The 13,959-nt window shown below is 27.1% G+C and carries 12 protein-coding genes and 1 tRNA gene; 3 read left to right on the forward strand and 10 right to left on the reverse strand.

Annotated elements, in window-relative coordinates; genetic code table 11:
- Positions 1-647 precede the first annotated feature (647 nt).
- Positions 648-1,181 carry a hypothetical protein gene (locus tag EPJ79_RS07580; RefSeq protein WP_147739033.1) on the forward strand — a complete coding sequence of 178 codons (534 nt, stop codon included), beginning with the start codon at positions 648-650 and terminating at the stop codon, positions 1,179-1,181.
- A gap of 140 nt (positions 1,182-1,321) precedes the next feature.
- Here the strand turns inward: EPJ79_RS07580 and EPJ79_RS07585 are convergent, their stop codons facing one another.
- Positions 1,322-2,167 (reverse strand): Rpn family recombination-promoting nuclease/putative transposase, encoded by an 846-nt coding sequence (locus EPJ79_RS07585; protein ID WP_147739034.1) that lies wholly within the window; start codon positions 2,165-2,167, stop codon positions 1,322-1,324.
- A gap of 133 nt (positions 2,168-2,300) precedes the next feature.
- Positions 2,301-3,044, reverse strand: coding sequence for a glucosamine-6-phosphate deaminase (locus EPJ79_RS07590; RefSeq protein ID WP_147739035.1), 744 nt, complete (start codon positions 3,042-3,044; stop codon positions 2,301-2,303).
- Between the two features lie 97 nt (positions 3,045-3,141).
- Here EPJ79_RS07590 and EPJ79_RS07595 point away from each other — a divergent pair, with 97 nt between their 5' ends.
- Entirely contained in the window at positions 3,142-3,804 is a 663-nt protein-coding gene (locus tag EPJ79_RS07595) for an HAD family hydrolase (RefSeq protein ID WP_147739036.1), read from the forward strand.
- Here the strand turns inward: EPJ79_RS07595 and clpX are convergent.
- From clpX to EPJ79_RS07625, 6 genes are all read right to left on the reverse strand, one after another.
- On the reverse strand, positions 3,801-5,012 hold the full coding sequence (gene clpX, locus EPJ79_RS07600) for an ATP-dependent Clp protease ATP-binding subunit ClpX (protein ID WP_147739037.1): 1,212 nt from the start codon (positions 5,010-5,012) through the stop codon (positions 3,801-3,803). The genes EPJ79_RS07595 and clpX overlap by 4 nt on opposite strands.
- A 14-nt stretch (positions 5,013-5,026) precedes the next feature.
- Positions 5,027-5,665, reverse strand: coding sequence for an ATP-dependent Clp endopeptidase proteolytic subunit ClpP (gene clpP / locus EPJ79_RS07605; protein ID WP_147739038.1), 639 nt, complete (start codon positions 5,663-5,665; stop codon positions 5,027-5,029).
- Positions 5,666-5,706: 41 nt separating this feature from the next.
- Positions 5,707-7,017 carry a trigger factor gene (locus tag EPJ79_RS07610; protein WP_147739039.1) on the reverse strand — a complete coding sequence of 437 codons (1,311 nt, stop codon included), beginning with the start codon at positions 7,015-7,017 and terminating at the stop codon, positions 5,707-5,709.
- A 75-nt stretch (positions 7,018-7,092) separates the two neighbouring features.
- Positions 7,093-7,165, reverse strand: a tRNA-Gly gene (locus EPJ79_RS07615).
- Between the two features lie 276 nt (positions 7,166-7,441).
- The gene (locus tag EPJ79_RS07620; protein WP_147739040.1) at positions 7,442-8,074 is read right to left on the reverse strand and encodes a hypothetical protein; all 633 of its coding nucleotides are present in this window, start codon (positions 8,072-8,074) and stop codon (positions 7,442-7,444) included.
- Between the two features lie 400 nt (positions 8,075-8,474).
- Positions 8,475-9,812, reverse strand: coding sequence for a PD-(D/E)XK nuclease family protein (locus EPJ79_RS07625; protein WP_147739041.1), 1,338 nt, complete (start codon positions 9,810-9,812; stop codon positions 8,475-8,477).
- Positions 9,813-10,479: 667 nt separating this feature from the next.
- Between EPJ79_RS07625 and EPJ79_RS07630 the strand changes: the two genes are divergently transcribed.
- A complete protein-coding gene (locus tag EPJ79_RS07630; protein ID WP_147739042.1) occupies positions 10,480-12,474 on the forward strand; it encodes an ATP-dependent helicase in 1,995 nt (664 codons plus the stop codon).
- 61 nt (positions 12,475-12,535) lie between these two features.
- Here the strand turns inward: EPJ79_RS07630 and mreD are convergent, their stop codons facing one another.
- On the reverse strand, positions 12,536-13,075 hold the full coding sequence (mreD, locus tag EPJ79_RS07635) for a rod shape-determining protein MreD (protein WP_021958346.1): 540 nt from the start codon (positions 13,073-13,075) through the stop codon (positions 12,536-12,538).
- Positions 13,072-13,959 (reverse strand): rod shape-determining protein MreC, encoded by an 888-nt coding sequence (gene mreC, locus EPJ79_RS07640; RefSeq protein WP_147529127.1) that lies wholly within the window; start codon positions 13,957-13,959, stop codon positions 13,072-13,074. Before mreC ends, mreD begins: the two co-directional genes overlap by 4 nt.

A 13,959-nucleotide genomic window follows, 5' to 3' on the forward strand; every position in this document is an offset into this window, starting at 1 on the left:
ATTAAAATAAATAATAAATCCGCCATTGTCGAAGGAAGCGAAATTTTTTAAAAATTTTTGTTTTAACTGTTGATATATTTTTTAATCAATGTTAAAAATCTTCATAAATTAAAAAATATTTAAATTAATTGTATTGACATTATTTTAAAAGATTATATAATAGTTAATAAATAATTTAAATTATTTTGTTGACAAAAATTTTTAAATGTTGTAAAATATTATTAAATTAATTAAAATAAATAGTTGACAAAATTTTTAAATATTTTATAATATTGTTAAATTAAATTAATCAATATTGAAAAAAAATTTAAAATAAATTATTGACTAATTTTTTTAATATTGTATAATTTAATTGCAAAATATTTGCCGAGAAATCGGTGAGGAAAGTTTGATATGAAAATTACGATAAATAACAATACTGTAAATTTGTTAAGCAAAGCAAAGCAAAGCAAAGCAAAGCAAAGCAAAGCAAAGCAAAGCAAAGCAATAATTGTCTTTTAAATAACTATTTTAAATTTCTATTTCAAAAATATTTATTACATTTAGTTAAAACTTTTTTAACCTTAATCAAATTCAACTTTGATAGCTTATCAGAGAGAAATCTCTGTTTAGTTATAAAAAAATTTTATTCAAAAGGAGTGTGCAAAATGAAACACACAAAAAACATTCTTAAATCTTTATTAATAACGGTAATGGCTTTATCGTTATTGTCGGTAAGCTGTAGCAAGGACGAAGGCGGAACAAAAGCGCCAACTAATCCTACAATTCAAAAAATAAGTGCAACCCAATTGACAACAACACTTAAAGAACTTGGAGAATTAGGAGATACACAAACTACTGCTATAAATTTTGGCTTAATGACTGAGCCAAAAGATGGAAGCGCTAGTATAACAAAAGCAGGAACTGAAGATAAAAGCTTACAAAAAGTTAAAGATGCTATAACAACCGTATTTGGAACTCCATTAACTCCAGTTTCTGTAAAATTAACTCTTGATGATGCAGCTCAAGTAGGTAATACTACTGCTTTAAAAGCAACTATAGTCATTACTGCAAATAGTGGTTTTGAATTTGATGAAACTATAACAAAACCAGCATCAGGTGAAATAAAATATACTTACGATGCAAGCGGTAATTCAGCTACGCTAATATTAAATATTACCCCCGCTGCTGCTTGGCAATAAACTTTTTAAGCTAATTACCAAAAAATAATAAAACAATAAAGATTTAAGCCAAAACCTCTATGTTCAAAAAGAGCATAGGGGTTTTATTTTTTAAATGAAGATAATAATTTATTTTTATCTATTTGGACGCGGTTTATAAATTATAATTTTTCAATTTCTTTTATGGTTAAGCCTGTTATTCGTTTAATAGTTTCTATATCAATATTTTCTTTTTTCATTGATTTTGCAATGGTATAATTTCGTTTTTCAATTCCTTCTTTAATTCCTTCTTGTCTTTCTTCTTTAAGCGTTATTTCTTTATCGTATTGATAGATTTCTTTTTTCTCATATTCCGACATCATTAATCGGCTTCTAATAAAATTATTATATCTTTTATGCGCCTCTTCCATTATAGGTTTTTCTTTTACTATTTCTGACATATATTCCTCCATATCTTTTGTAGTGAAAAATCCAAGCCAATAATTTAAATCCTTTTTTAAATCATTATCCTTGAATTTAAATTTTTTTAATTCTATTATATGTATTTGCAAATGGTCTGTTAATAATCTCTCGCTTTTTGTATCGTAAATCATATAACAACTATGCACATTTTTATCGTTTTTATTAAGATTAAAATTAAGCAAATTAATACTTATTACAGGCGTTAAGTCTTCATACTCTTCGCCTTTCTTTAAAAGTTTACTATAATTTGCAGACCAATAATAAAGTATTCTTTCGGGGAATCTTGAATTGCCCGATAATTGAACTTCGATTATAACAACCGTTCCGTTTTTAGTAATGCATTTCACATCGACAATAGTTTCTTTATCGTTATAATGTTTCTTCAAATTAAACGGATTAAGAATTTCAACGGCTTTAAAAGTTTTCATGTCGGCGCTAATCATAACGGCGTTTATAAAATCAAGAAGAACTTTTTCGCCTCCTTTATCAGTAAAGAAATACCGAACGAAACAATCATTTAATGCATTAAAAGGTTTTTTATTCATAAAAATATTATAACAGAATAATTTTATTTGTCAAAATTTAAATTATAATTAATCTAGATTGAATTTTATAAAATTCTATATGCTAATAAAATAAAGATTTAATCTAACAAATCCTATATTTGCATTTTACAATTTACTTTTTACTACTTTTATAACCTATCGCTTTTGCAATTTCTTCGTCTATAATTACCGTAACATCGTTATGCAATTTTAGAAAAGTCACAGGGCATTTTGTAGTTATTTTATCATGCGAAAGCAATTCTTTTATTGCAGACGCTTTATTTTTTCCGATTGCGGCTATAACAATTTTTTTAGCTTTCAATATCCCACCCATTCCCATGCTGAAAGCCTCTTTTGGAACTTGTTTTTCCGATTTAAAATATCTTGAATTTGCTTTTATAGTTTTTTTATCAAGTCTTACGCATAAAGCATCCGAATGCAAAAAATCATTTGGTTCGTTAAAGGCTATATGTCCGTTAGCTCCGACTCCAAGCAATTGCAAATCTCTCGGATTTTTATTTATTTTATCGTTAAACTCTTTAAGATTTTTTTCTTTATCTCCGATTCCTTTCGGCACAAAAGTATTTTTCTTTTCTATATTAACATGCTCAAAAAGATTTTTATCCATAAAATATCTATAGCTCTGCTCGTTTTTTCCGTCAAGCCCTTTATATTCGTCCAAATTAATTGTCTTTACTTTTTTAAAATCTATTTCTTTTTTATTATAAGATTTTATTAAATGAGGATAAACCGCTTCCGCAGTTCCACCCGTTGCAAGTCCCAAAACGGCGTCTTTTTTTACTTTCAATAAATTAATTATTTCCGCAGCAACTTTCATTCCTACTTTATTAGAATCTTTTGCAATTATAACTTTCATTGTATTCTCACTAATTGAAATTTAATTTTTCTTATTGTATCATATATAAAATTTATTATCAAATAAATTTTAAAAAGCTTTAATTTAGGTTTTGATTATGAATAAAATAAAATTAGATTCTGCCATATTTGATTTTGACGGCACATTGGTTGACAGCGAAACTCTCTATACAAAATCTTTAATTTTTACGGCAAATAAAATGAATGTCCTTCAAAATGTAGATTTTGAATCTATGGCTGGCTATCAAACTCAAGATATGTATAATATTTTAATTAAAAATCATTATATTCCCGACAATTTTTTTGAAGAAACTGCGAAATATTTTCACAAAATTATAGAAACCGATTTAGAAACTTTTGACGGCGTTATGGAAACTCTTGAAAGATTAAAATCAAAAAATATAAATATGGTTATCGCTTCAAATAGCGACTTTGATTATGTTAAAAATATTTCAGACAAAAAAGGAATATCGAAATATATTAAAGGTTATTCCTGCCATAATGAAAAATTAAAAGCGAAACCAGAGCCAGATTTATTTATAAACGCTTTTGAAATTTTAAAAAATTTAAGCCCAAATCTCAATAAAGAAAATGTTTTAATATTTGAAGATAGTTTAGCAGGAGTGGAAGGCGCGAAAAAAACAGGAATAAAAATAGCGGCTATAACAAATAGCTACAATAAAGAAGAATTATTAGAAAAAGGCGCGGATATAATTCTTAATAAAATAAATCAAATATTTGATTATATAACGATTGATTAAAAAATATATTTATTAACATACTCTTCGGTTAACTCAAAATTTTTATTTTCAGAAGAAGGCAAATCATACATAGCGTCAAGCATTACTCTTTCAAATAAAGCTCTCAAACCTCTCGCTCCCGTTTTTTCTTCCATAGCTTTTTTAACTATTATTTTTAAAACAGAATCTTCTATATTTAATTTTATATTGTCGTATTCAAATAATTTTTTATATTGTTTAGTTAGAGAATTTTTTGGCTCTTTAAGTATTCTTAATAATTCGTCTTCTTTAAGCTCTTCCAAAGTCGCTATAACGGGAAGCCTTCCTATAAGTTCGGGTATTATTCCGTATTTAACCAAATCTTCAGTCGTTATATTTTTCATTATCTCGTCATAATTCAAATTATCCATAGAATTAACTTCGGCTGCAAATCCTAATCCTTTTTTTGAAGTTCTTTCTGCAATAGATTTTTCTATATCTATAAAAGCTCCGCCGCAAATAAATAAAATATTTGAAGTGTCTATTTCCAAATTATTTTGATGAGGATGTTTTCTTCCGCCTTGAGGAGGCACGCTTGAAATAGTTCCTTCAATTATTTTAAGTAAAGCCTGCTGAACTCCTTCGCCCGAAACATCTCTTGTAATTGAGCGCGATTCTCCTTTGCGTGAAATTTTATCTATTTCGTCAATATATATTATTCCTTTTTCGGCTAATTTTATATCGCCGTTTGCATTTTGTATAAGTCTTAATAAAATATTTTCAACATCGTCTCCGACATATCCCGCTTCTGTCACGGTTGTAGCATCTGCAATTGCAAAAGGCACATTTAAAGCTTTAGCTAAAGTTCTTGCAAGAAGAGTTTTACCGCTTCCCGTAGGTCCGATTAAAAGAACATTTGATTTTTCTAATTCGACATCGTTTTTATCGTCATTATTTTGAGTTATTCTTTTATAATGATTATAAACCGAAACGGACAAAACTTTTTTAGCGTAATCCTGCCCTATAACATATTGGTCTAATAAGGCTTTTATCTCTTTAGGAGGCAAAACTTTAATATAGTATTTAACTTCTTTTCTACTTTTAAGATGAGCGTTAAAATAATCGTTTGCTATAGCCGAACAGTCGGAACATAAAAATCCTTCGTTTCCTTCTATATATCTGCTTAATTCGTTTAACTGCCTTCCGCATAAAGCGCATACATCTTTTTTTTCATTACTTTTTTTAGACATTTATTTTTATCTCTTTATTTACTTTCTTCTCTGCTTGAAAAAACTTTATCTATTATTCCGTAATCTCTCGCTTCCTCTGAACTCATAAAATAATCTCTATCCATATCTGCTTCAAGTTTTTTAATATCTTGTCCCGTATGATTTGCCATAATATTATTTAATATGCTTTTTAATCTTATCGTTTCTTTAAGTTGAATTTCCATATCGCTAACCATACCTCTTGAGCCTCCCGAAGGCTGATGAATCATAATTCTTGAGTTTACAGTCGCGAATCTTTTTCCTTTTGCGCCTCCCGTTAAAAGCAAAGCTCCAGCGGATGCAGCCTGTCCAACGCATAAAGTGGAAACATCGGGCTTAACATATTGCATAGTGTCATACATTCCAAGCGCAGCCGTTACGACTCCTCCAGGACTATTTATATAAAGCGAAATATCTTTTTCAGGGTCGGCAGATTCCAAAAATAATAATTGAGCTATAACGACATTTGCCACATCATCGTTTATCTCTCCGCCCAAAAATATTATTCTATCTTTTAATAAACGAGAATATATATCGTATGAACGCTCGCCTTTGCTTGTTTGCTCTATAACATAAGGTATAGTCATATAGCTTTTTTCAATATATTTTTTATCGACTTTATTTAATTTATCCATTTTTAATTTTCCTTATTTTTGTTATTTAATTTTTAATAAATTTAATATCCCGCCCAAATATCGCTTTCATCGGGAATAAATTTTTCAGAATCTTTTTCGTTTATTTGAACATGCTCTTTAACATATTCTAAAATCGCTTCGGATGTCGCGCGGTTTTGAGCGTCACGCATTATATAATTTATTATATTTTGCTGTTCTTCTTTTGGTCTTTTAGCGAGTCCTAAATAACTTTGATATTGATACATTTTATTAGCATACTCTTTAACTTTATCTTCGTTAATAGTTATAGAATCTTTATAAGTATCCGCAAGTTTAGCCATTATCAAATCAAAAATTATTTGTTTTTTTACATTCGCTTCGTATTCTTTTTTTATTTCTTCTTCGGTTTTTGCTATTGAAATTAAAAATTCAGTTTTGCTCATTCCGTTATTTAAAATTGATTTTTCAAAATCGTCTAAAGCTCTTTTTAATTCTTCTTCGTAATAGCCTTTAGGAATTTCCATATTTACCGTTTCGAGCAATTTATCGAATAAAGTTTTATTTACAAGATTATAATTTGCTCTCTCTTCGGCTCTCTTTATTAAATGCTCTTTCAAAGATTCTTTTACTTTATTTTTGTCTTCTTCTTTAGAATCGTCTTTAGTGTCGGGCTTTTCCACTTTTAATATTTCCATTATTAATGTGGCTTCTCTTTCGTCAATATAAGTTGTAATTAATTTTTTATCGCCTTTTTTTACGCCGACAGAATTTTTTGAAAATACGCTTTCATTTTCTCCATCTTTTGCGATAACGGTTAATTCTTTATTATATTTTTTATATTTATCATCGTCAAATTCTATTTTAATAAAAATTTTATCTCCCGTCTCGGATTTAAAATCGCTTTCTTTATATTGAGCGAATCTTTTCAAAGACAATTTATAAGCGTTTTCAACTGAACTATCGTCAACTTCGTATTTGTCTTTTTCAACAGTTATTGAAGCTAAATCGGGCAAATCAAATTCTGGTATAGCGTAATATTCGTAAGTTAAATAAAGTCCGTCTTCTTTATTTTCCATATTTGAAAGTTTTGGAGTGCCAAGCGATTTTGCATTTTTCTCTTCGCTATAAGTATTCCAAACTTCTTCTATAAGAATTTCATTTGTAGCTCCTTGTAAAGCGTCCTTATATCTCGAATATACTATATCGTTAGGAGCATGTCCGATTCTAAAACCTTTAATATTAACCTTCGGCTTATAATATTCTATTTGCTTTTGCAATTCTTTATCGTAAGCCTCTTTTGAAACGGAAGCTTTAAGAGTGGTTAAATCCTTTTCGTCTTTTGAAGTTTCAAATTGTAAATCTTTAATATCCATTTATACAACCTTTATAAAAATTAAAATATATAATTAAAAAACCCAAACAGAATTAAATCTATTTGGGCATAAATGAGCGGGAAACGGGACTCGAACCCGCGACAGTCTGCATGGCAAGCAGAAACTCTACCAACTGAGTTATTCCCGCAATAGACTTGATAAAAATTATAACATTATTAATATAAAATGTCAATATCTTAAATACAATTATGCATAATAAAATTTTGTAATAAATATATATTTTTTATTTATGATTATTAATTAAAAACTTTATTATATAAAAAATTTCAACCCAATAATATTTGCCTTCGTATAAAAATAAACTAGACAAATAATAATCTGCCTAGTTTACATACTTTTACTTTATGATAATTAAGATTTTTCTAAAATTTATTTCTCCTCGACTTTTTCAAAAATAACGAAATTATTTATTCTTCATTATAGTTTTAATATAATAATACATTTTAAAAATATCCACTTCGTTATAACTTTCTAAAAAAATTGCATTTCCATCTCTTGTTATTTTTAATTGAAATTTATTTTCATCTTCTAAAAAATACCAATTTACATCCATAATATTATTAAGCCATACTAAAGGGAAAGCGTTAATATCCGATATAAAATATAATTTTTTATTAGTTATATATAGTTTTCCTTCGCCAACTTTTTCATAATTTGTTGCCCCATATCTTGTTTTATATTCATACACTTCTATATTATCAAAAATTTCAAAACAGCCTTCCTCTGCAATAAGAGGAATATTAGTTTCTATAAAACGATTATTTTCTATATTATATTCTACTTCATCAGCGGCTTCATTAAGGAGGTGATTTCTTTCTTGTTTTCTTTTTAATCTTTCCTCTTCTTTACGCTTTTCCTCGTGTAATTTCGACAAACCTTTTTTATAGATTTCTTTAGTTTCTCCTTCTTGTAATTTGGGAATTTCAATTTCTAATAATGCAATTGCTTCATCATTTTCTAACCCTTTTATAAGTTCTCCAAAGTTATTTATTATTTTTTCTATTTTTCTTTTTCTTTTTTCTTCCTGTTTAATCATTATTATTTCTTTAGCAAAGTCTTTAATTTTTTTAATAAAAGATATAAGAAAGTATAAAATAATAATTGAACTTATAGATAATGAAATTATGCCAAATATTTTGCCATTTTTATTACTATTAAATATAAATATTAAGTAATAAGAACCGTAAGCTATTGGCAAAAATATTGATAAATAAATTAATATACGCGCTAACTTTTCTATCAGTTCTGATGAATTATAGCCATTACGCCTATTAGTAATCCTATAAAATATAAAATCAATTATAGCAAAAATGAAAATTTTACTTGTTAAACTTATATTAAGTCTGGCTATAAAAATTAATGGTAATATATATAGTATTGATAATATAATCCAACTAATCATTTTATTTCTCCTTGTTTTACTTTTAATAATTTTTTTATTGTGTTATTTTTTCTTTTAATAAATTATACAAATCAATTATTTCTTGTCCTATATTTTTGGGTTCTTCTGCAGTATCTATATATCTAATATAAGGCGAAACCCAATCATAAATTTCTAATTTATTATATTCTTCAAAATTCTTACCGAATTTTTCCTCTATAATTTCTTTTACTTTATTTAATATTTCTTTATTCTGATAATAATGTATCCAAACTCCAAAATATAATGACTTTTTATATTCTTCCGTAGGATATATTAATTGATTTAAAGAAATCTTCACGGATTTACAAGGATTATTTGGATTTTTAATTAAAAACATTTCTATATTTTCATTAGATTTATAATTTTGAAGAAAATTAGATTTTATTTCCTCATTAGACTTAAATTTAAATAATTCGTTATTATTAGATATTAAATCTTTCATATTCTCTCTAATATATTTTGAAACTTTTTCCGAAAAATCAATTTCGTTCAATACTTTTTTATCTTTCAATACAATATCTCCTTTTTTATTTTCAATTACTTCCGCCGCCTTTAATAACAAATTATGGCAGTTATCTAAAGCTTCAAAATTATCTTTTAATTCATTATTATTTAATAAACCAAAATAATTATTATCTTCTCTTTCAAAAAATTTTTTTATTTCTTCTTTTTCCATGTTGTTCTCCTCGTTTGGATTAGTTATAATTCTTTCATTATCTCTTATTTGAATTAAAGCCGAATAAATAGATTGATATTTTTTATCAAATTTCAAAAACTCGTATTTATTTAAAATATCGTTTTCAATCCATTTTGCTATATCGCCATGAGATAAATAATATATTTTATCTTTTAATTCTTCTTTTGTTTCTTTTTCGATGCTATATTCGGACGCTTCATAACCGCCTCTTGTTAAATAAACTAAAAATATATCTTTTTCTCCGTTATATCTATCGTTATAATAATCTAATAATTGATTTTCTTGGTCGCTCGCATTTATTTTATTTTCAATTATTATTTCAAATTTATCGAATACTATTAATATGTCAATTCTTCTACCGTCTTTAGTTTGGAATTCTCTATATACATTTTCAAATTTTGCATCTTTAATTTTATCTTTATATTCATTGCCAACGATATACAAAGAAAAATCTTTTGCAAAATTTATTTCTTTATCGTAATATTTGAAATAAGCGCTAAAAATATAATATAGTAATTTGCTATTTGAAACTTCTAAATCTTTATAGCCTAAAATATCAACTATATTTACTTTCGGCGCTAATCTTTCGTATATTTCTTGTCTATTTTCAATTAGATTTTTTAATAAATTTAATTCTAATATATCAACTATCATATAAATTAACTTCCTTAATTTTTATTATTTATTATTAGGCAGGCAAAAATTATTTATTTTTATCTACCTACTTAATCCTCAAAACCTATCAAAGCGGAATATGATATTTACCATTTGGGTTTTTAGAACATGAGCGTGAGGTTAAAGTGCTTATACTCGAATACGAGATTCTGCAGTATTTACAATAAACTTGTTCTGACATATTTTACTCCTTCGCCTTGTCTATGGCGTTTTTAAATTTATTATATTATAACATATAACTAGTATCATATAGTGATACTTGTTTTTATTTTTCCCAAAAATATTTTGTATATAAAAATATGAATAAAAACATTTAATTGAATAAACGATTTTATCAAATATGAACTCAAAATAAATATAATAGTTTTTATAATTAATAAGTAAACATAAACTTGAAAAAAGTTTAAAGTGATACTGAGCTGAGCTGAGCTGAGCTGAGCTGAGCTGAGCTGCTGCAGAATTTATTGTTTATATTATTACCATTTACTTTCATAAACGAAATTATAACATTTTTAAAAATAAATGTCAAGCGTATTTAACAAAAAAATTAAAAAAATTTAATAGCAAAAACGATATTTTTTAATCGGTTTATTTTTCGTAAAATTAGTATATAATAACTTTTTAAAAATATAAGGTTATTTAATTTATGTCATTATTACCAAATAAAGAACAGAAAGAGGCTATAGAGCATATAGACGGTCCTTTACTTGCGCTTGCTGGAGCTGGAAGCGGAAAAACAAGAGTAATAACCGAAAGGATAGCGTATTTAATAAAAAAAGGAATCTATCCAAACAATATACTTGCCGTAACTTTTACGAATAAAGCGGCTGCGGAAATGCGAGAGAGAATAGTTTTACTCTTAAAAGAAAAACCTAAAGGGCTTATTATAAGCACATTTCATTCTTTTTGTTTAAGAGTATTAAAAGCGGAAATAAATAAATTAGGTTATAAAAATAATTTTACAATTTATTCTTCTTCCGACAGCAGAACTTTAATAAGAAGTATTTTAAGAGAGATAAAAGTAAATACTCTAAATTATGACGAAAATTTATTTGCTTGGTATATTGATAAATATAAAAATAATTTAATAAAGCCTAACGAAGTAGAACCGCATGACGATTTGGAGAAAATTGCAAAGAGAGTTTACGAAATTTATCAACATTATCTTAAAGGTTATAACGCTTTAGATTTTAACGATTTGATTAATTTAACGATAGATTTATTTATAGAATTTCCAGAAGTTTTAGATAAGTATCAAGAAAGATTTAAATATATAATGATAGACGAATATCAGGATACGAATTTAGCTCAATACAAATTAACAAGTTTGCTTGCTTCAAAATACAAAAATATCGCGGTTGTTGGAGACGATGACCAAAGTATTTACGGTTTTAGAGGAGCGGAAATTTCAAATATTCTATCTTTTGAAAACGAATATAAAGACGCTAAAATAATAACTCTTACTAAAAATTATAGAAGCACTAAAGCTATACTTGAAGCGGCGCATGCGGTTATAAGCAATAATACTCAAAGAAAAGATAAAAAAGTTACGGCAGAAGGCGAGGATGGAATTCCCCCAGGTATAATATCTTGCGAAGACGAGAGGGAAGAAGCTAAATTTATTGCAGAATCTATAATAAATTATTCTATAACAAAAAAATTAAATTACGAAAATTTTGCAGTCTTATTTAGAATGAACGCTCAATCGAGACTTTTTGAAGAAGCTTTTAGATTAAGAGGTTTGCCTTATACTGTTGTAGGCGCTTTTCAATTTTACGAAAGAAAAGAAATAAAAGATATTTTGGCTTATCTTAATTTATTCGTTAATCCCGAAGATGAAGTTTCGCTTTTAAGAGTCATAAATATTCCCAAAAGAGGAATCGGCGCTACAGCGATAAATAATTTAAATGAAATAAGCGTAAAAAATGGAGAATCGCTTTATCAAACTTTACTTAATTATAATAATATAGACGATATTCCGCCAAGAGCAAAAACGGGAATAAAAGATTTTTTAGAGATTATAGAAAGGTATAATAATATTTTTACCGTAGATAAAAACGCTCTTGAAAAACCTAAACTTTATGATAATATAAATAAATTTTTAGACGAAATTGCCTATCATAACGAAGTTTTAAACTCAAGCGACACGAGAGAACAAGGAAACAAGAAAATTGAAAATATAGAATCTTTAATGAATGGAATAGCCGAATACGAAAGAGGAAATAAAAACGCCACTTTAAAAAATTATTTAGACAGAATATTATTAATGAGCATGGAAGAAAATAACGAAGAAGAAAAGAAAAAAGGAATCATGCTTATGAGCATTCATTCTGCAAAGGGTTTGGAATTTCCTTATGTTTATATAGCGGGAATGGAAGACGGAATACTTCCGCATCATAAAAGCGTATCTGAAAAAGAAATTGAAGAAGAGAGGAGATTATGTTATGTTGCTATGACGAGAGCGAAAAAGCATTTAACTTTAACTCATTGTTTAAGCAGAACAAGAATGGGTAAAAAAGTAGAATGCTTGCCTTCAATATTTTTAGAAGAGATGCAAAAAGGACTTCCTGAAAATATGGTTATGAACGAAGAAGAGTTTATAGATAATTTGAGATTGAGTTTAAAAGCCGAAAGAAATTAATTTTTATTTAGATTAAATTTTATTTTTATTTTTTAAATAAATTATTATTCGATTATTAATTTTATTCTTCATAATTTTTAGCGTTATCTTCTACATGAATTTTATTTTTATCGTAAAGCAAATAAGATATTTTATAGAAAATTAAAAACATTGGAGACGACAATATAACCGTTAATGGAAGTCCTATAAATAATTCGCTTCTTATTAAAACTGCGACATTAGACAAATCGGAATATATAGAAATTACTAAAAATAATCCTATGATTTTTATTAAATATCCGACTAAAGTTATAAATATTCCCGCCGTAATCTGCCTTACAAAAATTCTACTATTGAAAAAACCTAAAAAGAAACCTATATTCAAAAATATTATAGCGTAAGAGCCGAAAGTTGAATTTGAAACAACATCTTGCATCAAACCTATAATAAAACCGTAAATTACTCCGTTAAAAGAACCGTATTTAAAAGATAGAAAAGCTAAAAATATTAATAATAAATCGGGCTTCGCTCCTAAAGATATTCTTATTAAATCGTAAGCGGGCGAAGATTGAATTAAAAGCAAAAGCAAAGAAGTTAATACTACAGATATAGCTCTTTTCATTTTAAAGCCTCCGAATCTTCATCCTCTTCTTCATTTGCAAGATTTAATACATCTTTATCGGGAATTTTTTTGATAATATATACATTTTCTAAAGTGGAAAAATTTACCGCAGGCTCTACATATAAATCATGAAATAATCCGTAGCTTTTCTTTTCAACTTTAAAAATAGTTCCTACTAAAATTCCTCTTGGAAAAACTCCTCCCATTCCGCTTGTAATTACTCTGTCGCCTTCTTCTACATCAAGTTGCAAATCTATATATTGCAAATGAGTTTGAGTTGATTTTGGATTTTGTCCCGTCATTATTCCCGTAGCTCTCGAACTTTCAAGCATTACAGATATTTGCGAACGCTGGTCTATTAAAGATAAAACTCTGCTATTATATCTTCTCACATCTACGACTCTTCCTACTAAAGCTTTATAACCGTCTTTATAAGATATTACGGGCATTCCGACTACTATTCCGTTTGCGCTTCCTTTATTTATAACTATAGTATTATAGAAATTTTGAGGGTCCTTTGAAACTATTTCAGCGTATTCAAGTGGATAATTATCTGTTGGAATTTCATTTAATAAAGCTCTTAATCTTTCGTTTTCTCTGCTTAACTGTTCGTATTCTAAAGCCGTTCCGCTTAATTCCGCTATTCTATCTCTCAAATTTTGAATTTGATTTTGCAAAGTAAATATATCGTTAATGCTCGTATAAATATAAACAAAAGCTTTTGAAATACTTTTTGTAGCGCTTTGAATAGGATAAATTCCAAGCGAATAAATAGAACGGAAATTAAATACAAAATTGCTCCTATTAAGAACCATTAACATTCCCGCTATAAGATTTAGCGCTATATATATAATAAGAAGTTTATGTTTTATAATGGCGTTCAT

The organism is Brachyspira aalborgi, from assembly GCF_008016455.1.
Lineage (GTDB): Bacteria > Spirochaetota > Brachyspiria > Brachyspirales > Brachyspiraceae > Brachyspira > Brachyspira aalborgi.